The sequence below is a fragment of the Rhodovastum atsumiense genome (assembly GCF_937425535.1).
Taxonomy (GTDB): domain Bacteria; phylum Pseudomonadota; class Alphaproteobacteria; order Acetobacterales; family Acetobacteraceae; genus Rhodovastum; species Rhodovastum atsumiense.
This window is the reverse complement of record NZ_OW485601.1, coordinates 451526-476613: the sequence shown is the minus strand read 5'-3', so window position 1 is coordinate 476613 and position 25088 is coordinate 451526. Positions and strand designations below refer to the sequence as shown.

Annotated in this window: 20 protein-coding genes; 6 read left to right on the top strand and 14 right to left on the bottom strand. The window is 69.7% G+C overall.

The genetic code is table 11. The features are described from left to right. Positions 1–11 precede the first annotated feature (11 nt). The 6 genes from NBY65_RS01985 to rpsB all read right to left on the bottom strand — a co-directional run bounded on the left by NBY65_RS01985 (position 12) and on the right by rpsB (position 4815). On the bottom strand, positions 12–842 hold the full coding sequence (locus tag NBY65_RS01985; RefSeq protein ID WP_239002652.1) for a phosphatidate cytidylyltransferase: 831 nt from the start codon (positions 840–842) through the stop codon (positions 12–14). Further along, positions 826–1545 carry a polyprenyl diphosphate synthase gene (uppS, locus tag NBY65_RS01980; RefSeq protein ID WP_150039153.1) on the bottom strand — a complete coding sequence of 240 codons (720 nt, stop codon included), beginning with the start codon at positions 1543–1545 and terminating at the stop codon, positions 826–828. Before uppS ends, NBY65_RS01985 begins: the two co-directional genes overlap by 17 nt. Before the next feature lie 71 nt (positions 1546–1616). Beyond that, a complete protein-coding gene (gene frr, locus NBY65_RS01975) occupies positions 1617–2138 on the bottom strand; it encodes a ribosome recycling factor (protein WP_239002662.1) in 522 nt (173 codons plus the stop codon). Positions 2139–2224: 86 nt separating this feature from the next. Beyond that, positions 2225–2950, bottom strand: coding sequence for a UMP kinase (gene pyrH, locus NBY65_RS01970; protein ID WP_150039097.1), 726 nt, complete (start codon positions 2948–2950; stop codon positions 2225–2227). Positions 2951–3087: 137 nt separating this feature from the next. Continuing rightward, on the bottom strand, positions 3088–4008 hold the full coding sequence (gene tsf / locus NBY65_RS01965; RefSeq protein ID WP_150039096.1) for a translation elongation factor Ts: 921 nt from the start codon (positions 4006–4008) through the stop codon (positions 3088–3090). Positions 4009–4020: 12 nt separating this feature from the next. Beyond that, positions 4021–4815, bottom strand: coding sequence for a 30S ribosomal protein S2 (rpsB, locus tag NBY65_RS01960; RefSeq protein WP_150039095.1), 795 nt, complete (start codon positions 4813–4815; stop codon positions 4021–4023). 459 nt (positions 4816–5274) lie between these two features. Between rpsB and NBY65_RS01955 the strand changes: the two genes are divergently transcribed. Beyond that, positions 5275–7452 (top strand): amylo-alpha-1,6-glucosidase, encoded by a 2178-nt coding sequence (locus NBY65_RS01955; RefSeq protein ID WP_150039094.1) that lies wholly within the window; start codon positions 5275–5277, stop codon positions 7450–7452. 44 nt (positions 7453–7496) lie between these two features. Here NBY65_RS01955 and NBY65_RS01950 read toward each other — a convergent pair whose 3' ends face one another. Next, on the bottom strand, positions 7497–8066 hold the full coding sequence (locus NBY65_RS01950) for a PRC-barrel domain-containing protein (RefSeq protein ID WP_162530382.1): 570 nt from the start codon (positions 8064–8066) through the stop codon (positions 7497–7499). Between the two features lie 139 nt (positions 8067–8205). Continuing rightward, a complete protein-coding gene (locus NBY65_RS01945) occupies positions 8206–9369 on the bottom strand; it encodes a pyridoxal phosphate-dependent aminotransferase (RefSeq protein WP_150039092.1) in 1164 nt (387 codons plus the stop codon). A 196-nt stretch (positions 9370–9565) separates the two neighbouring features. Here NBY65_RS01945 and NBY65_RS01940 point away from each other — a divergent pair, with 196 nt between their 5' ends. The 5 genes from NBY65_RS01940 (at position 9566) to NBY65_RS01920 (ending at position 16413) form a co-directional block, all read left to right on the top strand. Continuing rightward, positions 9566–11035, top strand: a complete 1470-nt coding sequence (locus tag NBY65_RS01940; protein WP_150039091.1) for an ABC transporter substrate-binding protein — start codon at positions 9566–9568, stop codon at positions 11033–11035. Then, positions 11032–11982, top strand: coding sequence for an ABC transporter permease (locus NBY65_RS01935; protein WP_150039090.1), 951 nt, complete (start codon positions 11032–11034; stop codon positions 11980–11982). Before NBY65_RS01940 ends, NBY65_RS01935 begins: the two co-directional genes overlap by 4 nt. Further along, positions 11979–12788: an ABC transporter permease gene (locus NBY65_RS01930; RefSeq protein ID WP_239002651.1), complete on the top strand. Its 810-nt coding sequence runs from the start codon at positions 11979–11981 to the stop codon at positions 12786–12788. The genes NBY65_RS01935 and NBY65_RS01930 overlap by 4 nt, the downstream gene beginning before the upstream one ends. Before the next feature lie 94 nt (positions 12789–12882). After that, complete coding sequence (locus NBY65_RS33770) at positions 12883–14820, top strand: DUF47 family protein (protein ID WP_150039089.1); 1938 nt, start codon at positions 12883–12885, stop codon at positions 14818–14820. Positions 14821–14823: 3 nt separating this feature from the next. Further along, a complete protein-coding gene (locus NBY65_RS01920; RefSeq protein WP_150039088.1) occupies positions 14824–16413 on the top strand; it encodes a PEP/pyruvate-binding domain-containing protein in 1590 nt (529 codons plus the stop codon). 78 nt (positions 16414–16491) lie between these two features. On the opposite strand, the gene NBY65_RS01915 is transcribed toward NBY65_RS01920, so the two are convergent. The 6 genes from NBY65_RS01915 to NBY65_RS01890 form a co-directional block, all read right to left on the bottom strand. Next, a complete protein-coding gene (locus NBY65_RS01915; protein ID WP_150039087.1) occupies positions 16492–17307 on the bottom strand; it encodes an aquaporin in 816 nt (271 codons plus the stop codon). Continuing rightward, positions 17307–18155, bottom strand: a complete 849-nt coding sequence (locus NBY65_RS01910) for an SDR family oxidoreductase (protein ID WP_150039086.1) — start codon at positions 18153–18155, stop codon at positions 17307–17309. The genes NBY65_RS01915 and NBY65_RS01910 overlap by 1 nt, the downstream gene beginning before the upstream one ends. Then, a complete protein-coding gene (locus NBY65_RS01905) occupies positions 18142–20856 on the bottom strand; it encodes an MGH1-like glycoside hydrolase domain-containing protein (protein WP_150039085.1) in 2715 nt (904 codons plus the stop codon). The genes NBY65_RS01910 and NBY65_RS01905 overlap by 14 nt, the downstream gene beginning before the upstream one ends. Beyond that, positions 20856–22808, bottom strand: coding sequence for an amylo-alpha-1,6-glucosidase (locus NBY65_RS01900; protein WP_203330365.1), 1953 nt, complete (start codon positions 22806–22808; stop codon positions 20856–20858). Before NBY65_RS01900 ends, NBY65_RS01905 begins: the two co-directional genes overlap by 1 nt. Positions 22809–22948: 140 nt before the next feature. After that, a complete protein-coding gene (locus NBY65_RS01895; RefSeq protein WP_150039084.1) occupies positions 22949–24352 on the bottom strand; it encodes an amino acid permease in 1404 nt (467 codons plus the stop codon). A 51-nt stretch (positions 24353–24403) separates the two neighbouring features. Continuing rightward, entirely contained in the window at positions 24404–25045 is a 642-nt protein-coding gene (locus NBY65_RS01890; RefSeq protein WP_203330364.1) for a trimeric intracellular cation channel family protein, read from the bottom strand. Between the last annotated feature and the right edge of the window lie 43 nt (positions 25046–25088).

Sequence of the window (25088 nt, the reverse complement as noted above, 5' to 3'; positions counted from 1 at the left end):
CGGGAACGAGATCATTGCCACAACACTACGCCACGGCCGAGCGACATGACCAGCAACGCGGCCACGGGCGCGGCAATGATCAGCCCGTCGAGCCGGTCGAGCAGCCCGCCATGGCCGGGAATGAGCCGCCCCGAATCCTTGACGCCGTAATGCCGCTTGATCCCGCTTTCCAGCAGGTCGCCGAGCTGGGCGGCGATCCCGACCATGGCGGCGGCGGCCAGGACATGGACCAGCCCCCCGCCACCGGCCAGCAGCGCCACGCCGCCCCCGATCGCGAGGGCGGCGATCAATCCGCCGACCGCCCCCGACCAGGTCTTGCCGGGCGAAATGGACGGGGCAAGCTTCGGGCCGCCGATCAACCGCCCGGCGACATAGGCGCCGATATCGCTCGCCCAGACCACGCAGAGCAGGAACAGCAGGTTGACACGGCCCACCTCGGGATCGGCCCGCAGCCAGAGCAGCGCGGCGGTGGCGAGGCCCAGATAGGGCACGCCCGCGGCCAGGCCCTGGCGGCGGCCGTACCACCACACCAGCAGGAAGCAGATGCCGATCAGCGACAGCGCGATCGGCGGGTGGCCTTCGACCACGGCGGCGCCGGCCACCAGCACCGAGAGCGGCACGGCCAGGCCGGAGACCCGGGTCAGGCGCCCGCCGGAGAGCTGCACCCACTCGATGCCGAGGCCGAGCGCGGCCAGCCCGACCAGGGCGGTCCACCAGGAGCCGCCGACCCAGAGGCAGGCCAGGGCCAGGGGGACGAGCACCGCCGCCGAAATCGCGCGCGTACGCAGGTCAGCCCAGCGCACCCGCGGCGCTGCGGGCAGGGTTTCAGGCAGGACGTGCACCAAATCGCCGCTCCCGTCGTGCAAATTCCGCCATGGCCTCGGCAAAGTGCGTCGGGCCGAAATCGGGCCACAGCACGTCGAGGAAGAGCAGCTCGGCATAGGCGGATTGCCAGAGCAGGAAATTGGACAGGCGCTGCTCGCCGCTGGTGCGGATGATCAGGTCGGGATCCGGCATGGCGGCGGTGGAGAGCAGGCTGCCGAAGGCGGCCTCGTCGAGCGCGTCGGGGTCGAGCTGGCCGTCACGCGCGGCGCGGGCGGCGGCGCGGGCGGCGGCGAGGATCTCGGCACGGGCGCCGTAGGACAGGGCAAGCGTCAGGTTGAGACGGGTGTTGCCGGTGGTGTCGTGCTCGGCGCGGGTGAGCTGGCCGACGATGTCGGCATCGAAGCGGGTCCGGTCGCCGATGAAGCGCAGCCGCACCCCCTCGCGCGTCAGTTCGGCGATCTCGCTGCGCAGGTAGTGGCGCAGCAGGCCGGTCAGGTCGAGCACCTCGCTGGCCGGGCGGCGCCAGTTCTCGCTGCTGAACGCATACAGGGTGATCCAGCCGACGCCATGGCGGATGGCGGCTTCCACGGTGCGGCGGACGGCCTGGGCACCGGCGCGGTGACCGGCGACGCGCGGCAGGCCACGTCCGGCCGCCCACCGGCCGTTGCCGTCCATGATGATGGCGACATGCCGGGGCGGCGATGCCACCGGCTCGGGCATCGCCGGGTCATCGGCCTCGGCGCCATCCTCGATCGCCGCCTGGCTCGACATGGCCACCTGCCGCACCTCGATCAGACCTGTTTGATTTCCTTGTCTTTTTCCGCAAGCGCATCGTCGATGCGCTTGATGTAGGAGTCGGTCAGCTTCTGGATCTCCTCGGCCCAGTGCTTTTCCTCGTCCTGGCTGATCGTGCCCTTCTTCTCCAGGGCGCGCGACTGGTCCATGCCGTCGCGCCGGACGCCGCGCACCGCGACCTTGGTGCCCTCGGCATAGCGATGGGCGGCCTTGGACAGCTCGATGCGGCGCTCGCCGGTCAACTGCGGGATCGGCACGCGGACAAGCTGGCCGTCGGCGCTGGGATTGAGGCCGAGGCCGCAATCGCGGATCGCCACCACGGTCGCATTGACCAGGCTGCGATCCCAGACCTGCACGGTGAGCATGCGCGGTTCCGGGACCGCGACGGTGCCGACCTGGTTGAGCGGGACCTCGCTGCCATAGGCGAGAACACGAACCGGCTCGACCAAGGCGGGGCTGGCGCGGCCGGTGCGCAGGCCGGCGAATTCCCGCCGCAACGTTTCCAGCGCGCCGTCCATGCGGCGCGTCAGGTCTGTCTTCAGCTCGTTCAGATCGGTCGCCACCGCAACCTCCTATGCTGGGCGGCCGCCCGGGCCGGGGGGCCTCAGGACGGCTCGACGATGGTGGTGAACCGCCCCTCGCCGCGCATGACCTGCACGAAGGCGCCAGGGGCGTGGATGTTGAAGACGATGATCGGCAGCCGGTTTTCCCGGGCGAGGCTGATGGCGGACGCGTCCATCACCGCCAGGTCGCGCGCGAGCACGTCGAGATAGGTGAGCTGCTCGTAGCGCTGCGCGTCCGGGCGCTTGCGCGGGTCGGCGGAATAGACGCCATCGACCTGGGTGCCCTTGAGCAGGGCGTTGCACCCCATCTCCGCGGCGCGCAGGGCCGCGGCGGTGTCGGTGGTGAAGAACGGGTTCCCGGTGCCGGCGGCGAAGATGACGACACGCCCCTTCTCCATGTGGCGCTCGGCGCGGCGGCGGATATAGGGCTCGCAGACGCTGGCCATGGGAATGGCGGATTGCACGCGGGTGGGCACGCCGCGCTTTTCCAGCGCGTTCTGCATGGCCAGCGCGTTCATGACGGTGGCCAGCATGCCCATATAGTCGGCCTGGGCGCGGTCCATGCCGCCGGCCGCGGCCGAGACGCCACGGAAGATGTTGCCGCCCCCGATCACGAGGCTGACCTGCACGCCCATGGCGCAGACATCGGCAACGTCGGCGGCGATGCGGGTGACGGTCTCGGTATCGAGGCCGTAATCCCGCTCCCCCATCAGGGCTTCGCCGGAGACCTTAAGCAGTACACGTTTATAGGCGGGAGTCGGGCTCATCGTTCCATGCTGTGCTGCGGACGCCGGCGCGGCCGCACGCTACAGGGGCCGCTCCCGCGCGACAAGACGCGGGGGTATGCCGACACGCGCAGGTGAACGACGCGTGCCGGCACTCCACTTGGGGTTAAGACGTGGCCTCAGGCCACCGGGGCGATACCGGCGGCGGCAGCGACCTCGGCGGCGAAATCACCGGTCTGCTTGTCGATGCCTTCGCCAAGCTGGAAGCGGGCGAAGCCGGTGAGCTCCGCGCCCGCCTTCTTCAGCACCGCGCGCACCCGACTCTCGCCGTCATGCACCCAGACCTGCTCCAGCAGCACCACTTCTTCGTAGTACTTGCGGATGCGGCCTTCGACCATCTTCTCGATGATGGCCTCGGGCTTGCCGGAGGCACGGGCCTGCTCGGAGAGCACCGCGCGCTCGCGATCCAGCGCCGCCGGATCGACCGAATCAACGTCCAGCGCCTCGGGGCGGGCGGCGGCGACGTGCATGCCGATCTGGCGGCCGAGCGTTTCCAGCGCGCCGATCTCGGAGCTGCCCTTGACCGCGGCGAGCACGCCGATCTTGCCCAGGCCGGGCTTGACCGCCGAGTGCACGTAGGTGGCGACCACCCCCTGCGGAACAGTCAGCACCCGGGCGCGCCGGATGTTCATGTTCTCGCCGATGGTGGCGACGAGGTGGGTAAGCTCCTCGCCGACGGTGCGGCCGGTGCCGGGATAGGCGGCGGCCTTGATCGCCTCGATGTCCTCGCCGACCGCTAGCGCCACCTTGGCCACTTCCGTCACGAAGCCCTGGAAGGTTTCGTTGCGGGCGACGAAGTCGGTCTCGGCGTTCACCTCGACCAGGGCGGCGGCATTCGGGCCGGAGGCGACGCCGACCAGTCCTTCCGCGGCGACGCGGCCGGACTTCTTGGCGGCGGCGGACAGGCCCTTCTTGCGCAGCCAGTCGATCGCCGCTTCCATGTCGCCGGCGGCTTCGGTCAGCGCCTTCTTGCAGTCCATCATCCCGGCGCCGGTCCGCTCGCGCAGATCCTTGACGAGGGCGGCCGTGATCTCAGCCATGCTGGGGTCTCCTTACTCGGCGGCCGGCTGCGGGGCGGTCTCGGCCGCGGGGGCAGTCTCGGGCAGGGACTCGGGCGGCAGGTCCTCGGCGGCGCCGATGTCACGGCCCGAAGCGATCATCTCGGCGGAGATGCCGTCCAGCACCGCGCCGGCGACCAGGTCGCAGTACAGCGTGATCGCACGGATGGCATCATCGTTGCCCGGGATCGGGAAGGTGACACCGGAGGGGTCGGAGTTGCTGTCGAGCACGGCGACCACGGGGATGCCGAGCTTGTTGGCTTCCTCGACCGCCAGCTTTTCCTTGTTGGTGTCGATGATGAACAGGATGTCCGGCAGGCCGCCCATGTCCTTGATGCCGCCGAGCGCGCGCTCGAGCTTCTCGCGGTCACGGGTGATGTCCAGGATTTCCTTCTTGGTCAGGCCCTGGGTGTCGCCGGCGAGCATCTCGTCGATCTGGCGCAGCCGCTTGATCGAGCCGGTGATGGTCTTCCAGTTGGTCAGCATGCCGCCGAGCCAGCGGTGGTTGACATAATACTGGCCGCAGCGGCGGGCGCTGTCGGCGACATAGTCGGCGGCGGCGCGCTTGGTGCCGACGAACAGCACGCGACCACCGGCGGCGACCACGTCACGGATCGCGCGCAGCGAGCGGTCGAGCATCGGCACGGTCTGCTGCAGGTCGATGATGTGGACCTGGTTGCGCACGCCGAACAGGAACGGCGCCATGCGCGGGTTCCAGCGCCGGGTGTGGTGGCCGAAATGAACGCCGGCTTCGAGCAGCTGACGCAGCGTGAATTCGGGCATCGCCATGAGCGTGTCCTTCCTTCCGTCCGGTTGAGCCTCCGCAGGGCGAAACGCCAATACGGCACCGGATCCGCACCCGATGAACTCGGGACGGAAGGCGCCCTGCGTGTGGATTGCCGGCGGCCCCATGCCGCCGGCGGGGGGGATATGGCCGAAGGCGGGCGGGGATGCAAGCGCGGTTCCGTCATGCATGGGGCCGCCTTCGCGAGGGCGCAGGCGGGCGGGCAGGGCAGGAGGGGGGCGCCGCGCCGGGGCGGGTTCGCCTGTGGGGATAGGCAGTTGTCCTGATCCGGCGATGCACAGTTCTGAAAATATTGAGTTACCTCAACACAAATGAAGCCTTGCTTCGTATCCCATGGAAATTTCACGCGAGCGTGAATTCACGCGCGGGTTTCGATGGTGCGAGGGGAAGCGCACCTAGGGACCGCACCCTGAAAACTTCCCGTCTGCCCCGCAGGAGCTGCCGTGAACGTTTCCACCGCCCCCGGCGACCTCGATCCCTACTTCATCCCCGCGACCGCCAGCATCCAGGAGACACGACCGCGCACGCTCAAGCACGGCGACACCTTCGCGGTGCTCGACCGCAACGGCAACATGCCGCTCGGCGGCGGCACCGAAGGGCTGTACCACCGCGACACCCGGTATCTCTCCCTGCTGGAACTGCTGGTGGGGGGCGGGCGGCCGATGCTGCTGAGCTCCACCCTGCGCGAGGACAACGCAACCCTGACCTGCGACCTCACCAACCCCGACCTGTTCGAGGACGGGAAACTGGTGCTGGAGCACGACCAGGTGCATATCCGCCGCTCCACCTTCCTGTGGCAGGCCACCTTCCACGAGCGGATCGTGGTGCGCAGCTTCGCCAATGTTCCGCTCTCGGTGCCGATCGAGCTGCGCTTCGCCGCGGATTTCGCCGACCTGTTCGAAGTGCGGGGCAGCACGCGGACGCAGCGGGGGCGGCGGCATGGGCCGCGGATCGAGGCCGACCGCATCATCCTGGCCTATACCGGGCTCGACGGGCAGGATCGCAGCGCCACGCTGCGCTTCAGCCCGGCCCCGGCGCAGCTGGAAAGCGCCCGGGCGCGCTTCCGGCTCGAATTGCCTGCCGCCGGGCGGGCCGAGATCACCTTCGAGATCGGCTGCGACGTCGATCCGGCGACGCAGACGCGCCCGCCGACCGATGCCTTCTTCGCCTGCCTGCGCGAATCGCGGCGGGCCCTGCGCCAGGCGGCGGGGCGGGCGGCCTCGGTGGACAGTTCCAACGACATCTTCAATGAATCGGTGCGGCGCAGCATCTCCGACCTGACCATGCTGGTGACCGACACGCCGGAAGGGCCCTATCCCTATGCCGGCATTCCCTGGTTCAGCGCCGCCTTCGGCCGCGACGCCATGATCACGGCGCTGCTGGTGCTGTGGATGGACCCGGCGATCGCCCGCGGCGTGCTGCTGCACCTCGCGGCCAACCAGGCGCAGACGGTGGACCCGGTGGCCGACGCCGAGCCGGGCAAGATCCTGCACGAGGTGCGGCGCGGCGAGATGGCCGAACTGGGCGAGGTGCCGTTCCGCCGCTACTACGGCAGCGTCGATTCCACCCCGCTGTTCGTCATGCTGGCCGGTGCCTACCTGGAACGCACCGCCGATGTGGCGACCATGCAACGGCTGTGGCCGCATATCCTCGCCGCCCTGGACTGGCTCGACACCCATGCCGATCGCGACGGCGACGGCTTCGTCGAGTATTTCCGCCAGACCGAGAGCGGCCTGGCCAACCAGGGCTGGAAGGACAGCCACGATTCGGTCTTCCACGCCGATGGCGGCCTCGCCGAGGGGCCGATCGCGCTGGTGGAAGTGCAGGGGTATGCGTATGCGGCGCGGCTGGCGGCCTCGCGCATCGCCGCCGCCCTGGGCGACACGGCGCGGGCCGCCGCCCTCGCCACCCAGGCCGCGACGCTGCGGGACCGGATCGAGGCGGCGTTCTGGTGCGAGGATCTGGGCACCTACGCGCTCGCCCTGGACGGCGAGAAGCGTCCCTGCCGGGTGCGCAGCTCCAATGCCGGGCACCTGCTGCTCTGCGGCGTGCCGTCGCCGGAGCGGGCGGCGCGGGTGGGGCGGCAGTTGATGGACCCGAGTTTCTTCTCGGGCTGGGGGGTGCGGACGGTCGCCGTCGGCGAGGCCCGCTACAACCCGATGTCGTACCATAACGGCTCGGTCTGGCCGCACGACAACGCCCTGATCGGGCTCGGGCTGACCCGCTACGGCCAGCACGAGGCGGCGGCACGCATCCTGCACGGGCTGTTCGAGGCCTGCGTGCATATCGACCTGCGCCGTCTGCCGGAGCTGTTCTGCGGCTTCGCCCGCCGGCGCGGGCAGGGGCCGACCTTCTATCCGGTCGCCTGCGCGCCCCAGGCCTGGGCGGCGGTGGCACCGCTCGGGCTGCTGCAGGCCGCGCTCGGCATCGGCTTCGAGCCGGCAACGCATTCCGTGGTGTTCGATCGCCCGGTGCTGCCGGATTTCGCCGAACAGGTCATCCTGCGCAACCTCGCGGTGAATTCGGGGCGCATCGACGTGGTCCTGCGCGGCCGGGGCGCGTCGACCGGCATGCAGGTGCTGCGGCGCGAGGGGCAGATCCGCGCGGTGATGGTGAGCTGAGGGGAAGCGGCCGGCCCGCCACCGGCGGACCGGCCATCGTCACGTCAGCCGTGCGAGCCGCGGTACTGGTATTCCGGCATGCTCTGCAGGCTGTCCTTGGTCGCGTTGGGCAGCTTCACGCGGTTTTCGCTGCTGCCGCGGGTGTCGCCGAACTGGAGCTGCTCATAGGGCACTTCCACGAGCTTGGCGCCGATGCCGAGGAAGCCCCCCACCGACAACACCGCGGTCTGCGCCTTGTTGTCCTGGCCCATCAGGATGTCGTCGATGCTGCCGATCTGTTCGCCCTTGTCGTTGTAGACCGACGAGCCGATCAGCTTGCTCGCGCGCACGGCGCTCTGGTCGGTCAGGACCGGGTTGCGGCCCGAGGGCGTGTCGTTGCGCGCGCCCGGCGTGTTGGCGCCGATGGTCGGGCCGGCCGGGGTGGCGGAACTGGCGGAATGGCCGGGATTGAGGTCACGACCGGTGGTGCCGGTGGCCCCGCTGCCCATGGTGCTGCCAGGGGTGGTGGCGGGGGTGTCGGAGGAAATGCCTGAGCCGGTGGTCTGGGCCAGCGCCGTGCCGGCGCCGAGCACGGCGGCGAGCGCAACGGCGGCGACGGTGCGTGTGCGGATCATTCTCATGCTCCCGTAGAATCAGCACCGTCCAAACGTGGCAGCCGAAATCAAGTTGCCATCGACCATGACTATAAATGGTTCAAGACATGCAATTTATTCCAGAAAGTGATATGTTATGTTCAGGTTAATATTTAATTTATTACTCTTTGTAATTTTCAACGAAGCTTTCCAGCCGGTCCATGGCGCGGTGCAGCAATTCCGGTGACTTGGCGAAGCACAGCCGCACCATGCGGTCCGCACCGGCGCCGAAGGCAATGCCGGGGGCGAGGCCGATCCGCGCCTCGGTGACGGCACGCCGGCAGAAGCCAAGCGTGTCGGACACGCCGTCGATCTCGAACATGGCGTAGAAACTGCCCTGGTTCGGAATGTCACGGATCCGCCGCATGCGCGCGAGCCGCCCGGCCACCACCTCGTGGCCGGTGCGGCAGCGCGCGACGAAGGACCGCACGAAATCCTCGCCCTGCTCCAGCGCCGCGATGGCGCCGTGCTGCAGGAAGGCCTGGCCGCCGGAGGTGTTGAACTGGATCAGCTTCTCGAATTCCGGCGCCAGCCCGTCGGGATAGACCATCCAGCCCATCCGCCATCCGGTCATCGCCCAGGATTTCGAGAAACTGTTGACCACGAAGACGGGGTCCTCCGGGGCGGCGATCTCCAGCAGGGAGAAGGCGGCCTCGCCGGCATAGACGATGCGGTGGTAGACCTCGTCGGACAGCAAGGCGATGTTGCGCCGGCGGGCGAAGTCGAGCAGCGCCTCGCCCTCGGCGCGCGACATCATCCAGCCGGTCGGGTTGGCCGGGGAGGCCGTGTAGATCACCCGCGTGCGGGCGTCGCAACTGGCGAACACCCGGTCGAGGTCGAGATGCCAGCCATCGTTGCCGCGGCCGAGCGGCACTTCGCGGATGGCGGCGCCGTTGATCTGCATCGCCCGCATGACGTTCGGCCAGGACGGGGTGATGGCGACGGCGTTGTCGCCCGGCTCCACCATCGCCTGCGCCACCAGCATCACCGCCTGCATGCCGGACTGGGTCAGCGTCAGGCGCCGCTCCGGGATGTCGAGTCCGTAGAGGCGGCGGTGATACCCGGCCAGCGCCTCGCGCAGCTCCGGGATGCCGCGATTGGGGGAATAGAAGGTGTGGCCCTCCATCAGCGCCCGGCTGGCCGCCTCACAGATGAAGGCCGGCGTCGGCACGTCCGGCTCGCCGGCCCACAGGCCGATGACGTCCGGCAGGCCGAAGCCCAGGCGCCAGACATCGATGATCGGGCTGTCCTCGAGCTGGGTGATGCTCTCGCGGATGAGACCCATGGCGCTGCTCCCGGCCGGAAAAGGGCGGCAATCAAGCCGAGGCCGCCGGGGCGGTCAACCACCCGGCGCGGCCACGGAACGGTATCGGGATCCATGGTTGCGGGGTGGCGGCTCCGTCCGGGCTATGCCTCCGGCCCCTTGACCGGTCCGGGGGCACCGTTTTGGATTTATCGACGCATCGACCCGGGAACACCTTATGAACAGAATGCTCGTCGCCGTGCTGGCCGCCGCCCTGGCGGCACCCGCCGCACAGGCGCAGGACCGGCTGAGCCTGGGGATGGTGCTGGAGCCGCCGCATCTCGATCCCACCGCCGGGGCCGCCGCGGCGATCCGCGAGGTGACCTATGCGAACATCTTCGAGGGCCTGGTCCGCATCGATGCCGCCGGCCAGGTGCGCCCGGCTTTGGCGCGCGACTGGACGGTCTCCCCGGACGGGCTGACCTATACGTTCCACCTGCAGGACGGGGTGCGCTTCCATGACGGCGCGGCCTTCGACTGCGAAACGGTGCGGTTCAGCATCGGCCGGGCCATGGCACCGGACTCGGTGAACGCCCAGAAGGGGCTGTTCGCGCCGATCGCGCGCACCGACTGCCCGGACCCCGCCACCGCGGTGATCACCCTGCATCGCCCGACGGCCGGCTTCCTGTTCGGCATGGGCTGGGGTGATGCCGTCATGGTCTCCCCGGGCACGGCGGCGGGCAACAAGGTCACCCCGGTCGGCACCGGACCGTTCCGCTTCCAGCGCTGGGTGAAGTCCGACCGCGTCGAGCTGGTGCGCAATCCCGCCTACTGGGGAACGCCGCCACGCCTTGCGGCGGTGACGTTCCGCTTCATCAGCGACCCCGCCGCCGCCGCCGCCGCGGTCATGGCCGGCGACATCGACGCCTTTCCGAACTTCCCGGCCCCGGAGACGCTCGACCGGCTGCGCGCGGACCGGCGTTTCACCGTCGTGGTCGGCACCACCGAGGGCAAGACCCTCCTGGCGCTGAACGAAGCCCGCAAGCCCTTCGACGACATCCGGGTGCGACGGGCCCTGGCCCATGCCATCGACCGGCAGGCGCTGATCGAGGGGGCGATGTCCGGCGTGGGCACGCCGATCGGCTCGCATTACGTGCCGACCGATCCCGGCTATGTCGACCTGACCGGGGCTTATCCCTACGACCCGGCACGGGCGCGGGCGCTGCTGGCGGAGGCCGGCGTGCGGCCCGGCACCACGATCGAGATCAGGCTGCCGCCGCCCGCCTACGCGCGCCGCGGCGGCGAGGTGATCGCGGCCTTCCTCGAACAGGTCGGGCTGACCGCGAAGCTGGTGCCGGTGGAATGGGCGCAGTGGCTGGACGGCGTGTTCCGCAAGGCCGAGTACGACGCCACCATCATCAGCCATACCGAGCCACGCGACCTCGATATCTACGCGCGCGACAGCTACTACTTCAATTACCGCTCCGAGGCGTACCGCGCGCTGTTCCGCCAGTACCAGGAAGCGATCGATCCGGGCCGGCAGCTTGATCTGGTCGGACAGTTGCAGCGCCGGCTCAGCGAGGATCAGCCCAACGTCTTCCTGTTCGCGCTTGCGAAGGTCGGGGTGTGGAACGCGAAGCTGCGCGGCCTGTGGGCGAACAGCCCGATCCCGGCCAATGACGTCACCGGAGTGAGCTGGGCGGAGTGACCGGCTTCCTGCTGCGACGGCTGATCGGGCTGGCGCTGACGCTGCTCGCGGCCTCATTGGTCGTGTTCCTGGTGCTGAACGTGCTGCCGGGCGATCCGGCGGCGCTGATGCTCGGCACCGCCGCGCGCGAGGACACGCTGGCGGCGCTGCGCCGGCAGATGGGCCTCGATCAGCCCCCCTGGCTGCGCTACGCGCTGTGGCTGGCCGACATGCTGCGCGGCGATTTCGGCGTGTCCTACACCTATGGTGTGCCGGTGGCCGGCCTGATCGCCGAGCGGGTGATGGTGAGCCTGCCGCTGGCGTTGCTGGCCATCCTGCTCTCGACCGCGCTCGCGGTGCCGACCGGCGTGGTCGCGGCGGCACGACGTGGCAGCGCGCTGGAAGCCGGGCTGATGGGGGTGACACAGCTTGGCGTCGCCCTGCCCAATTTCTGGCTCGGCATCCTGCTGATCCTGGGCTTCGCCGTCGGGCTGGGCTGGTTCCCCGCCAGCGGCTTCGCCGGCTGGGAGCAGGGGCTCTGGCCCGGCCTGCATTCGCTGCTGCTGCCGGCGCTGGCGCTGGCCTTGCCGCAGGCGGCGATCCTGGCACGGGTGACGCGCGCCTCGGTGCTGGAGACGCTGGGCCAGGACTATGTGCGCACGGCGCGGGCCAAGGGGTTGACCGATGCCGCCGCGCTGTGGCGGCATGCGGTGCCGAACGCGCTGATCCCGGTGGTCACCATCATCGGCCTGCAGTTCAGTTTCCTGCTGGCCGGCACTGTCATCATCGAGAACGTCTTCACCCTGCCCGGGCTCGGCCGGCTGGTGTTCCAGGCGATCGCGCAACGCGACCTGATCGTGGTGCAGGATCTCGTGGTGCTGCTGGCGGGCAGCGTCATCGTGGTGAACTTCCTGGTGGACCTGGCATATCACGCGCTCGATCCGCGCATCCTGTGGGGCGGGCCGTGAAGGCGGCCAATCTGTGGGTGGGGGGCGTGCTTACCACGCTGCTGGTGGCGATGGCCCTGGTGTCGCTGGTCTGGACCCCCTATCCGCCGACCCGCATCGACATCCTGCACCGGCTGGCGCCGCCCTCCGCCACCCACTGGATGGGCACCGATCCGTTCGGCCGCGACGTGCTGTCCATGCTGATGGCCGGCGCACGCAGCACGCTGCTGGTCTCGCTGATCGCGGTGGCGGTGGGGGCGGGGATCGGCATCCCGCTCGGCGCGCTGGCGGCGGCCTCCGGGCGCTGGATCGACCAGGCGGTGATGCGGACGAGCGATCTCGCCTTCGCGTTTCCCGCGTTGCTGACGGCGGTGATGATCACCGCCCTCGCCGGGCCGGGGGCCGCCAACGCCATGCTGGCGATCGGCCTGTTCAACATCCCGGTCTTCGCCCGCATCACCCGCGGCGCCGCGCTGACCGTGCGCGCGCAGGATTTCGTCGAGGCCGCCCGGGCGATCGGCCGGACCGAAACGGGGATCATGCTGCGCCACGTGCTGCCGAACATCGCCGGCGTGCTGCTGGTGCAGGCCACCATCCAGTTCGCGCTGGCGATCGTGGCCGATGCCGGCCTGTCCTATGTCGGGCTCGGCACGCAGCCGCCGCAGCCGAGCTGGGGGCGGATGCTGAACGACGCCCAGACCTTCATTTATCGCGCGCCGCTGCTGGCGGTGTTCCCGGGGGTCGCGATCACGCTGGCGGTGCTCGGGCTCAACCTGCTCGGCGACGGGCTGCGCGACCGGCTGGATCCGCGCCTCGCCGGGCGTTGATGACGGAACCGTGACAAGGCGAAGACGCTTGATGCAGGTCAAGGAGGGGGTCACGCGCGGCTGCCGAGAGTGAAACCGAACCAGGAGGAAGATCGTGAAGACCGACGTCCTCGATGTGATCGGCGAAACCGGGCTGCAGCACGCGGCCGCGGTGAATGCGGCGCTGGCGGCCAATGACCGGGTCAAGTTCCTGTTCAGCCTGTTGCAGATGGCGCTCAGCCACGCCGCCCATCCCGATCAGCCCGCCGCCGGCCTGCGTCGTGAACGGCTCGCCGCCGGGGTGGAGGACGCATCGCTCGACGCGGTGGTGGCGGGCGCCCGCCGCGCGGGGCCGCGCGTCGCCATTCCCTCCGCCCGCGCCGTGCTCGCGCGCGTGGCGGCGGAGATGCGCCTGATGGCCGCCCCGGTGCTGGCCGGCCCGCAGGGGGACGAGTTCGCGGCACGGCTGGAAGCGTTGCTGGCGGAGATGCCGCAGGCCGCCGACGATCTGGTCGATCCCGCCGCCATCGCCGCCATGACCCAGGCCGGGCGCCGCGGCGAGGACAGCCTGCACCAGCTGGTGATGGACCTGCACCGGGCCCTGAACGCGATGCAGGCGGCACTGGCGCGCGAGACCCTGGACGGCGCCGCCGTCTATGGCCTCGACGACGAGCGGGACCGCGCCCGCGTGCGCGCCTTCATGGCCGGGGTCAACCGCACCGCGCCGCTGAAATTCGATCATCCAGGGCTGGCCACCACCGCGACGCGCAGCGGCGAAAGGCTGGTGATCCAGAACGACATCGGCACCACCGACGCCCATGTCATCGTCGTGCATGTCGAGGGGCTGGTCGCCGAAGTCACCTACACCGACGTACACGCCGAGCGGCTCGCCTTTCTGCAATCCCTGTTCGACCGCTTCCCGGTGAGCTGGACCGGCACCGACACAAGGCTGGCGGCGGGACTGGCCGAGGGCGCGCCGTTCCACATGACGGTCGGCCGGCTGGAAGCGACGGACGAGGCCGGGCTGCTGGCCTGGCTTGATGTCCTGGGCTCGCGGCTGGTGTTCCTGATCGACTGGAACCGCGCGCGCAAGGCGCTGCGGCCCTTCCTGCGCGGCCCCGCCCGCGTCGATGTCCTGCGCTGGGCGGCCGACGAGGAACTTGGTCATCGCGGCTTCCTCGAACTTGGCGGGCCACGGCTGATCTACGACGCGATCGAGGCGGCCGCCGGCAGCGCCATGCATTTCGGCGACCGGCTCTGCGACGTGCTCGGCGACGCGGCGGCGGAGGCCTTCGTGCGCTTCGTCCTGCGCACCGCGAGCGAGGGGCTGCGCGCGCGCCGGTCGCAGCGCCTGATCCGCGACCGCATCCGCGCCGAGCTGCAGACGCATTTCAGCAACGAGGGACGCCGCCTGCTCGGCCGTGCCTCCGATCATGCCGGGCTGGTCTTCGAGATCGCCACGCTGGTGCGCGACGGCATCGCCGCGGTGGGCGCCGGCGAGGGCGGCTTCGACCGCCTCGCGCGCCGGGCCCGGCGCTTCGAGCACGATGCCGACGAGATCCTGGCCGAATTGCGCGAGGCGGTGCGCCGCCGTTCCGACCACGCAGCGGTGCTGCGCCTGACCGAATCCGCCGACGATGCCGCCGACCAACTCGAAGAAGCCGCCTTCCTGCTGGAACTGCTGGCCGGGCTGGATCCGGCCGGCCGCGTCATCGACCGGCTGACGGCGCTGGCCGACCTGCTGGTGGAAGGCGCGCAGGAATGGATCAAGGCGCTCGGCCATGCCGGCAGCATCGGCACCGAGGGGGGCGGGCCGCTGCACGAGGATGCCGACGACTTCCTGGTCGCGATCGACCGCGTCCTGGCGCTTGAGCATGCCGCCGACGATGCCGAGCGCGCGCTGCGCCACGCCGCCGTGCAGCACGCTCAGCATTTCCGGCAATTGCACCTCTATTCCGAGATCGGCCGCGCGCTGGAGGAGGCGGCGGACGCGCTGAAGCGCTCCGGCCTGATCACGCGCGATGTCGTGCTCGGCAACGCGATGCCGGTCTGAGCCATGGCAGACGCAGTGCATGTGATCGCGGCCGGCGCGGCGTTGCCGCCCGGCGGCGTGGCGGCGGTGGGCAACAAGGCCTGGAACCTCGCGCGCATGGCGGCGGCTGGCTTGCCGGTGCCGCCCGCCTTCGTGCTGCCCACTTCCTGGTGCCGCGACCGGCGCGCCGGCCGCATCGACGACGCGGCGCTGGCGGCGGCGCTGGCGGACGGGATCGCAGCGCTGGAACGGGCCACCGGCCTCGTCTTCGGCAGTCCACGCCGGCCGCTGCTGGTGTCCGTGCGGTCCGGGGCGGCGGTGTCCATGCCCGGCATGATGGAGACCGTGCTCGATGTCGGCATGAATGCCGCCGTGGCCGAGGGAATGACCCGCCTGACCGGCAATCCGCGCCTGGCCTGGGATTGCTACCGCCGCTTCGTCGCCGGCTATGCCGAGGTCGTGGAGGGCCTGCCCGCCGCCGGTTTCGACGACCAGCTCTCCGCCGCACTCATCGCTGCGGAAGCGGAAAACGAGCGCGAACTCGACCATCGCGCGCTGCGGGCACTGACCCACGCCATGCTGGAGCGTCGCGCCGGGTCCCGCGGCGCCTTCCCCGAGGATGCCCGCGCGCAGTTGCGCCATGCGGTGGCGGCGGTGTTCCGTTCCTGGGATGCACCCAAGGCCGCGACCTACCGGCGCCTGCACGGTATCGACGACGAGGCCGGCACCGCGGTGACCGTGCAGGCCATGGTGTTCGGCAATGCCGGCGGTGCCTCGGGCGCGGGCGTGGCCTTCAGCCGCAACCCCGCGACCGGGCTGCGCGAGCTTTACCTAGACTTCGCCTGGGGCGGGCAGGGCGAGGACGTGGTGGCGGGCCGCCGCGCCGTCGCCGGCACCGAGCGCCTGAACCGCCGGCTGCCGGGCGTGGTGGCACAGCTGGAAACCACCGCGCGCACGCTGGAAACCCTGTTCGGCGATGCGCAGGATTTCGAGTTCACGCTGCAGGAAGGCGTGCTCTGGCTGCTGCAGACCCGCCGCGCCAAGCGCACGCCCTGGGCGGCGCTGCGCATCGCCGTGGACCTGGTGGAAGAAGGACTCATCGGCCCTGCCGACGCGCTGCGCCTGGTGGACGGCATCGAGACCCAGGCCGTGCTGCGCACCCGCTTCGTGCAGGCCGGCCCCGTGCTGGCCCGCGCGCAGGTCGCCAGCCTCGGCGTGGCCAGCGGCGCCATCGCCCTGGATGCCGCCACCGCCGGGCGCATGGCCGCCGAAGGGCCGGTGATCCTGGTACGCCACGACATCGCCACCGAGGACATCGCCGGACTCGCCTCGGCCACCGGCGTGCTGACCGCGACCGGGGGGCGCACCAGCCACGCCGCGGTGGTGGCACGCCAGCTCGGCAAGGTCTGCCTCGTCGGCTGCGCCGACCTGACGATCGACCTTGGTGCGCGCACCTGCCGCATCGGCGAGCGGAGCTTTGCCGAAGGCGATACCATTGCCCTTGATGGCGAGGCGGGCACGGTCCACGCCGGACAGCCGGACGTGCTGGCCGAACGGCCGATACGGGAACTCACTGCCCTCGCGTCCTATCGCCGCCTGCTTGATACCGCGTAACGGGGCGCTGCCCCGTGCCCCGCCAGGAGGCTTTGCCTCCTGGACCTCCACCAAGGGCAAAGCCCTTGGATCCCATGTTCAGGATCGACCCGCGGATGGCACGGAGGGCAGGGCATGCCGCTGCATCGGCCGGAAGCCGCAATGGATGCAGCGGACCGTCTCGTCGTGGATCAGCTTGGCGCAGCGCATCTGCGGCAGGTGGGCATGGCGGTTGGCCAAAGCGGCGGCCAGCATGCCCAGCGGCGGCGCCAGCAGGTAGACCCAGAACGCCGTCCAGACGCCCGCGGGCAACGCCGATGCCAGGCTGCGTGCCGGATTGATGCTGAAGCCGGAGAGCGGCGCGGCCAGGAGGACGCAGAGGAAAACGACCCCGCCCACCGCAAGTCCCGTCAGCCGCGCGAAGGACGGCATGCCACCGACCGTGAGCACCACGACCATCAGAAGGAAGGCACAGAGCAGCTCGGTGACGAACGCGATGGCCGTGCCGTTGGCTCCGGGCACGGTGATGATCCAGGTCACCGGCGGCACGCTGACGATGGTCCCCAGCAGCAGGAACGCCAGCAGAAGGCCGGCAATGCCGCCGGCGATCTGGGCCATGGCGTAGAAGATGGCGTCCCAGGGCCGCACGCGGCCGAGCCACAGGAACGTCAGTGTCACCGCTGGATTGAAATGCGCACCGGACTGCCGGCCCCAGGGAGAGTAGATCAGCGCCACCACCGTCGCCGTGACGACCGATCCTTCCATGGCCCGCCGGGCCACTGCCGGCAACACGCCGAAGGCGGGCACCAGCGCCTCGACGGCGGTCACCACCGTCGCCGTGACCAGCATGATCGTACCGAGCCCGGCGGCTTCCATCAGGTATTCGGGCCAGTGCGACCGGAGTGCCGCACGCATCAGCCGTTGTCCTCGAACCCGGGATAGAGGGTCATGCCGCCATCGACGAACAAGGTCGCCCCGGTGACGTAGTCGGAGGCATCGGAGGCGAGCCATACCGCGGCCTGGGCGATGTCGTCAGGCTCGCCGATGCGGCGATAGGGCAGCAGGTGCAGCAGGCGGCCATAGGCCTCGGGCGTGTCCCAGGCGGCCCGGTTGATCGGCGTGCGGATCGCGCCCGGCGCGATCGCGTTCACCCGGATGCGCTCCGGGGCCAGTTCCTGCGCCAGCGTCTTCATCAGCAGCGACACGCCCCCTTTGCTGGCCGCGTAGTTGGCATGCCCCGCCCAGGGGATCACTTCGTGCACCGAACTCATGCAGATGATCTTGCCGGCGGCGACGGAGAGATCGGGCTGAATGCCGCGTCGGCGGAACTCGCGCACCGCCTCGCGGGCACACAGGAACTGGCCGGTCAGGTTGACGCCGATGACGGTGTTCCAGTCGGCAAGCGACATCTCCGCGATCGGGGCGTCACGCTGCAGCCCGGCGTTGCTGACCAGGACATGCACCGTGCCGAAAGTCTCCACGACGCTGCGGAACATCGCCAGCACCTCGTCCTCGCGGGAGACATCGGCGCGCACGGCGAGGGCCCGGCTTCCGACGGCTTCGATCTCGGCCACCACCTCGGCCGCGGCCTTCGCGTCGGAGCCGTAATTCACCGCCACGACGGCGCCGGCGCGCGCGAGGCCAAGCGCGGTGGCACGGCCGATCCCGGAGCTGGCGCCGGTGACGAGCGCGACCTGGCCGGTCAGCACCGGATAATAGGGGACCGTGGGCAGGCGCGCGGCGGGCATCTCAGGCGCGGACATCGGCCAGCATCCTTTCGTTCAACATGAACCCACACAGGTGTTGCTCGGTGCGCGGATGCAGCAGCAGCGCGATCAGCCCGGTCCAGCCGGTCTGGTGCGCGGCACCGACGCCGCGGCCGGTATCGCCGTGGAAGTATTCGTGGAACAGCAGATGGTCGCGGAAAGCCGGATCCTGTTGCAGCAGGGCGGCTTCGCCCAGCGCCGGCCGGCGACCGTCGGGGCCGCGCAGGAACAGGCGGGCGAGGCGCCGCGACAGCTCGTCGGCGACCTCTCGCAGGCTGAGATACTGTCCGGAGCCGACCGGACATTCGACCCGGAAATTCTCGCCGTAGTAGCGGTGGAACTCCCGCAGGCTTTCGACCAGCATGTAGTTCACCGGCATCCAGATCGGACCACGCCAGTTGGAATTGCCGCCGAACAGGCGCGAATCCGATTCGCCCGGCAGGTAGCCGACGCTGAAGCGGTTGCCGTCATGCTCGAAGGTGTAGGGGTGCTCGGCGTGGTCGCGGGAGACGGCGCGCACGCCATAGGGCGAGAGAAACTCGGTTTCGTCCAGCATGCGCCGCAGCAGCGCCTTCATGCGGTGGCCGCGCAGCAGCGACAGCAAATGGGTTTCGCCACGGCCGGGTTCCTGCCAGCGCGACACCAGCCTGGCAAGATCCGGGCGATAGTTCAGGTACCAGCGCAGGCGATGGGCGAAGTCCGGCAGGCGGTCCAGCATGGCCTGGTCGATGACCTCGACCGCGAAGAGCGGGATCAGGCCGACCATCGAGCGGATGCGCAGCGGCACATGACGGTCGCCGGGCAGGCGCAGCACGTCGTAGAAGAACTGGTCCTGCTCGTCCCACAGTCCGACGCCGTTGCCGCTCAGATTGGCCATGGCCTCGGCGATGCCGAGGAAATGCTCGAAGAACTTGGTGGCGATGTCCTCGTACACCGGATTCTGCTGCGCCAGCTCGATGGAAATGCGCAGCAGGTTCAGCGTGTACATCGCCATCCAGGCGGTGCCGTCGGACTGGGTGATGCAGCCGCCGGTCGGCAGCGGTGCCGAGCGGTCGAAGATGCCGATATTGTCGAGGCCGAGAAAGCCACCCTGGAAGACGTTGCGGCCTTCCGGGTCCTTGCGGTTGACCCACCAGGTAAAGTTCAGCAGCAATTTGTGGAAGACGCGCTCGAGGAAGGCCCGGTCGGCGGTTCCGGTCAGGGCTTGATCCATCTGGTAGACGCGCCACGCGGCCCAGGCGTGCACCGGCGGATTGACGTCGCCGAAGGCCCATTCATAGGCCGGCAGCCCGCCATTGGGATGCATGTACCACTCGCGCGTCAGCAGCACGAGTTGCGACTTGGCGAAACCCGGATCGATCGCGGCCAGCGTGACGCAGTGGAAGGCCAGGTCCCAGGCCGCGTACCAGGGATATTCCCATTTGTCCGGCATCGAGATGACATCGGCGTTGTTCAGGTGCCGCCAGTCGGCATTGCGGCCCTGCCGACGCCCGGGGGGCGGCGGTGGCTGCACCGGATCCCCGTCGAGCCATTGCGGGATGTCGATGTAATAGAACTGCTTCGACCACAACATGCCGGCGAAGGCCTGGCGCTGCACCAGCCGCGCATCGGGATCGGCGATGCGGCGCTGCAGGGCGGCGTAGAACTCATCGGTCTCGGTGATGCGGGCGCGGAGGATCGTGGCAAAATCGGCGAAGGCATCAACGGCTTTGGGCGTTGCCGGGCGAAAGCGGAGCCGGATCTGCGCCGTTGCGCCCGGGCCGAGGTCAAGCACGTACCAGGCCGCGCATTTGGTGCCCTGCGGCTGCGCGCTGACCGCTGCTTCATCGCCGCCGATCACGCAGTCGTTGATGCCATCCTTGCAGGGACCGGGGACGTCGATGCCATAAAGCCGGCGAAAATTGGTCTCGTTCTCGCAGAACAGCAGCCTGGGTGCGCCCTCGCACAGCAGATGGCGGGATGGCAGCAGCGGATGCGTTGCCGCGACCACGCCGTTGCCCTCGGCGCGCAGCAACGGTCGCGCGCAGCCGGAGGTCCACGACCAGGTATTGCGCGCCCAGAGCTGCGGCAGCACATGCAGCCGTGCTGCCTCGGGGCCGGGGTTGCGCAGGGTGATGCACATCAGGATGTCGTCCGGCGATGCTTTCGCGTATTCGACGGTGACATCGAAATAGCTCGCCTCGTTGAAGACGTCGGTGTCGATCAGCTCCAGTTCCGGTTCCTGCGGTCCACGGCGACGATTTTCCTCGACCAGGCGGGCATAGGGAAAAGCGGCCTGGGGATAAAGATAGCGCATCCGCATATAGGCATGGCTGGGTACGCCGTCGCTGTAGTAGTACAGCTCCTTGACATCCTCGCCGTGGTTGCCTTCAGCGTTGGTCAGGCCGAACATCCGCTCCTTCAGGATCGGGTCGCGTCCGTTCCATAACGCCAGTCCCAGGCACCAGAGGCTCTGGTCATCGCTCCAGCCGGCGATGCCGTCCTCGCCCCAGCGATAGGCGCGGCTGCGCGCGTGGTCGTGCGGGAAGCTGTCCCAGGCCGTGCCATCGGGGCTGTAGTCCTCGCGTACCGTTCCCCATTGCCGCTCGCTGAGATAGGGACCCCAGCGGCGCCAGGCTGGATCGGCGGCGGGGCCGTTCAGGCGCCTGCCTTCCTCCGTCTCCAGCAGGCAGGGGGGCAGAGGGTGTCTGGCCGTCATCAGGCGTCTCCCGATCGGGGGCGGAGCAGGGCACGGGTCTCCGGGGTGAGCATGCGTTCGATGCGGATCACCTCACCGAGCGACCAGGCCTGGAACGGGCAGCCACCCGGGGCATGCGGCGCCTCGGCATCGGCAAGCTCGGACACATGGCCCAGGCCGGCGGTATCGAGATGCGCGCGCAGCGGGGCCAGGAAGCGTGTCCGTGCTTCCTGCCGGGCTTCAGGCGTATCGCCCCGCACGCGCAGCCAGGCCTCGACGAAGGGGCCCATCAACCAGGGCCAGGCGGTGCCCTGGTGATAGGCCGCGTCGCGCGCGCGCAGGTCACCCTGATAGCGGGGCGCGTAGGCGGGGTGGTCCGGCGAGAGCGTGCGCAGGCCAAGCGGTGTCAGCAGGCGCGCTTCCACCAGATCGACCACGCGCCGCGCCGCCGTGCCGGTCAGCAGCGGGAAGGGCAGCCCGCCGACCGCCAGGATCTGGTTCGGCCGCAGGCTGCGGTCGCAGTGTCCCGGCACGTGATCGACATCCACCACATCGACGAGGCCACCGGTTGCCGGGTCCGGAAAACGCGCGGCAAAGCTGGTGCGTGCCCGGGCTTCCATCTCCTGCCAGCGCGGCGACCATGCACCGGCGATCCGCAGCGCGTTGATCCACAGCGCCTCGACCTCGACCGGCTTGCCGATCCGGGGCGTGACCACCCAGTCACCGAATCTGGCATCCATCCAGGTCAGTTGCTGGCCCGGCTCGCCGGCACGCAGCAATCCATCCTGGTCAACGCCAATTCCGTAGCGGGTCCCTCGCGCATAGCCGTCGAGGATCGCCTCCGCCGCGCCGATCAGGCACGCCTGCGTGGCGGAAGCCGGTTCCTCGCCAGCCGCAGCGGCGCTGTCGAGCAGGTCGTGCATGGCGATGATGAACCAGAGCGAGGCATCGACCGCGTTGTATTCCGGGGCCGTCCCGGCATCGGGGAACCGGTTGGGCAACATGCCCTGGTTCACCAGCCCGGCCCAGGTCAGCAGGATTTGCTTGGCCTCCGCCAGCCGCCCGGTGCCGAGCATCAGGCCGCGCATGGCGATGAAGGTGTCGCGTCCCCAGTCGGTGAACCAGGGATAGCCCGCGATCAGCGACAGCCCTCCGTCGCGCGCGGTCAGATACGCATCGGCGGCGAGCCACACCGTCGGGACCGCGCTGCGGCGGTCGTGCTCCGCGGCGAGGAGTGCCGCTGCAACTGCGTTGGCCGGCGCCGACAGGTCCTCGCCGGTCCGCAGCACCATGACCGCATCGGCGTGGCTGAGGTCGAAGCTGATCATGCCCGGTGACAGCAGGTCCTCGACGCAATCAAGGCCACGCGCGGCTTCGGTGTGGTAAAGGAAGTTATAAAACCATTGCGGGTCGTGCTCGTACTGGCCGTTGCTGAGCAGCGCGATGCCTGGCAGGTCACGATAGGGGCGCCAGCCGACATTCCCGCCGGCGACCCGTGCCGTGGCGTCGAACACATCATTGTGCCGGTGCAGGGCGTGATAATCGCGGCCGGACAGCAGCGGGCGCACCAGCAGCCGCGTCGGGGCCGCTGCGTCGGTGCGGCACCAGCGCAGCACCGTGCCTTCGCCCTGCCGGCCAGCCAGGATCTCCTGCGTGACCCTTGATGCGAACTGCCAGCGCGGCCAGGGCGTGGCCGAGAAGGATACGATGCCGCGATCGCCTTCGGGGTGCCGGATGTCCGGCAGGTATCGCTGGGTGCTGAGCGGGATCCGGCCGTGTGGCCCTTCGAGCCAGGCCTCGATGCCATTCACCAGCACCACCCGGCCGGTGGGCGGCGTCGTCGCGGTCAGCAGCAGCGCATGGTAGCGGCGGGTGCGCTCACCGCTGACGGTGCCCGAGGCGTAACCGCCATGGCCATCGGTCTCCAGCCACTCGGCCTGAAGATCCATCGCTCCCAGGGTCCCCGCTGTCATTGCCTGCCACCGGCAGGATGAGGCGACGTCAGCCGGCCCGGAGCATGGCAGGCCCAGGCCGGTCGACGATAGTGCGGATGCCTGGGCGGGGTTGCCGCCGGGCGGTCACAGCCTGGTGTGGTGCCGCCCGGTGCGCAGCGTTATTCCGCGGCCATGAACCGTGGCTGGCGGATCATCCGGTAGCCGATCGCGAGCAGGCCGAACCAGACCGGAGCGACGTACAACGCGATCCGCGTGCCGGCGTCGAGGCTCAGGAAGGCGGCGATCAGCACCATGAAGCCGATCACCAGCCAGTTGGCGAGCGGGGCGCCCGGCATGCGGAAGGGACTGGCCGGGACGCGGCCGGCGGCCACCGCCTGGCGGAAGCGCAGATGCGCGAACATGATCATGCCCCAGGTCCACAGCGCGCCGATCACCGAGATGCTGGTGACCCACTCGAAGACATGGCCGGGGGCGAGGTAGTTCAGGGCAACGCCCACCAGCATGACCGCCGCCGAGGCGGTGATGGCGGTGGCGGGCACGTGCCGGCGATTGACCTGGCCGAAGGCGGCCGGGGCCTGCCCGAACTGCGCCAGCGTGTAGAGCATGCGTCCGGTGCTGAAGAGTCCGCTGTTGCAGGACGAGGCGGCGGCGGTGATGACGACGAAGTTGATGATGCCGGCGGCGGCCGGGATGCCGATCTTTTCGAACACCAGCACGAAGGGGCTGACGCCGGGCTGGAACTGGTCCCAGGGCAGCACCGCCATCAGGATCGCCAGCGCACCGATGTAGAAGACGAGAATGCGCCAGACCACGCTGTTGACGGCGCGGGGCAGCACGCGCGCGGGATTGGCCGCTTCGCCCGCGGTCACGCCCACCAGCTCGACGCCCTGGTAGGCGAACATGACGATCTGCAGCGTCAGCACCACCCCGAGCAGGCCCGTCGGGAAGAAGCCGCCATGCGACCAGAGATTGCCGACACCTGCGGTCGGGCCCAGATCGCTGACCCCGAACAGGATGACGGCGAGGCCGATCCCCATCATGGCGACGATCGCTACCACCTTGATCAGCGCGAACCAGAACTCGACCTCGCCGAACAGCCGCACGGCGATCTGGTTGGCGGCGTAGAGCACGGCGAGCGTGGCCAGTGCGGGGATCCATTGCGGCAGGCCGGGGAACCAGTAGTGGAAATACACGCCGACCGCGGTGATCTCGGCCATGCCGATCGCCACCCACATGAACCAGTACGACCAGCCGGTGACGAAGCCGGCGAAGGGGCCGGCGAATTCCTCGGCGTAGCTGGCGAAGGATCCGGCGACCGGGCGGTAGGTCAGCAATTCGCCGAGCGCCCGCATGATGAAGAAGATGGCGATGCCGCCAATGGCATAGGCCGCCAGCAGGCCCGGGCCGGACCGCGAGATCGCGGTGCCGGCACCAAGGAACAGGCCGACGCCGATGGCACCGCCGATGGCGATGAGCTGGATGTGGCGCTCGCTGAGCCCGCGGACGAAGTCTTCGCGTTCGTGCGCGCTCTCGCGATCAAGTGCGGCCTGGGTGGATGGCATGGTGTTTCCCCTTGTTCTGGTTGAAGGTGGTCGGGAAGGTGGCGCGACCGTTCAGGGCCGGCCAGTTTCCTGCGGGCGGGCGGGCCGTTTCGCGTAGGTCGGCAGGGAGAGCGACGCGACCAGCCCGCCGGCGCGCGCCATGAACGCCGTCAGCAGGCCGAGGATCTCGGCGATGCGCGGGTCCGGCATGAAGGGAACGGTGGTGACGTAGACCACGGCGCCCGCGGCGGCGGCCGTGACGTAGATTTCCTTGTACAGGATCAGCGGTTTCTCGTTGCACAGCACGTCGCGGATGATGCCGCCGAAGGTCGCGGTGACGGCGCCCATCAGCACCGCGGCGATCGGGCTGGCGCCGGCGGCCAGGGCGTGCTGCGTGCCGGTGACGCAGAACACCGCGAGCCCCACGGCATCCGCCCAGAGCAGCACGCGCTCGCGCGATTCGAGGTGATGCGCCGTGAAGAACGAGACCAACGCGACGCCGAAGCACAGCAGGATCACGCCGGGCTGCATCAGCCACGAGACCGGCTGCACGCCGAGCAACACGTCGCGCAACGTGCCGCCACCGATGCCGGTCACCGCGGCGAGCAGGCAGAAGCCGATGATGTCCATGCCCTTGCGCGACGCACTCAGGGCGCCGCTGGCGGCGAACACGGCGGTGCCGACGATGTCCAGGATGTGCAGCATCGAATGCATGAGGTCCGTTCCGGGGGGTGAGGAGGGGAGGGCCGGGCGTGGA

Bases quoted from the DNA above. Each gene is read 5' to 3' on its own strand.
- NBY65_RS01915 (WP_150039087.1), bottom strand. From the start codon at position 17,307: ATGCGTGCGGCACTCCGGTCGCACTGGCCCGAATACCTGATGGAAGCC.
- NBY65_RS01910 (WP_150039086.1), bottom strand. From the start codon at position 18,155: ATGTCCGCGCCTGAGATGCCCGCCGCGCGCCTGCCCACGGTCCCCTAT.
- NBY65_RS01945 (WP_150039092.1), bottom strand. From the start codon at position 9,369: ATGGGTCTCATCCGCGAGAGCATCACCCAGCTCGAGGACAGCCCGATC.
- NBY65_RS01900 (WP_203330365.1), bottom strand. From the start codon at position 22,808: ATGACAGCGGGGACCCTGGGAGCGATGGATCTTCAGGCCGAGTGGCTG.
- NBY65_RS01950 (WP_162530382.1), bottom strand. From the start codon at position 8,066: ATGATCCGCACACGCACCGTCGCCGCCGTTGCGCTCGCCGCCGTGCTC.
- tsf (WP_150039096.1), bottom strand. From the start codon at position 4,008: ATGGCTGAGATCACGGCCGCCCTCGTCAAGGATCTGCGCGAGCGGACC.
- uppS (WP_150039153.1), bottom strand. From the start codon at position 1,545: ATGCCCGAGCCGGTGGCATCGCCGCCCCGGCATGTCGCCATCATCATG.
- NBY65_RS01940 (WP_150039091.1), top strand. From the start codon at position 9,566: ATGAACAGAATGCTCGTCGCCGTGCTGGCCGCCGCCCTGGCGGCACCC.
- NBY65_RS01920 (WP_150039088.1), top strand. From the start codon at position 14,824: ATGGCAGACGCAGTGCATGTGATCGCGGCCGGCGCGGCGTTGCCGCCC.
- pyrH (WP_150039097.1), bottom strand. From the start codon at position 2,950: ATGAGCCCGACTCCCGCCTATAAACGTGTACTGCTTAAGGTCTCCGGC.
- NBY65_RS01890 (WP_203330364.1), bottom strand. From the start codon at position 25,045: ATGCATTCGATGCTGCACATCCTGGACATCGTCGGCACCGCCGTGTTC.
- frr (WP_239002662.1), bottom strand. From the start codon at position 2,138: ATGGACGGCGCGCTGGAAACGTTGCGGCGGGAATTCGCCGGCCTGCGC.
- NBY65_RS01905 (WP_150039085.1), bottom strand. From the start codon at position 20,856: ATGACGGCCAGACACCCTCTGCCCCCCTGCCTGCTGGAGACGGAGGAA.
- NBY65_RS01895 (WP_150039084.1), bottom strand. From the start codon at position 24,352: ATGCCATCCACCCAGGCCGCACTTGATCGCGAGAGCGCGCACGAACGC.
- rpsB (WP_150039095.1), bottom strand. From the start codon at position 4,815: ATGGCGATGCCCGAATTCACGCTGCGTCAGCTGCTCGAAGCCGGCGTT.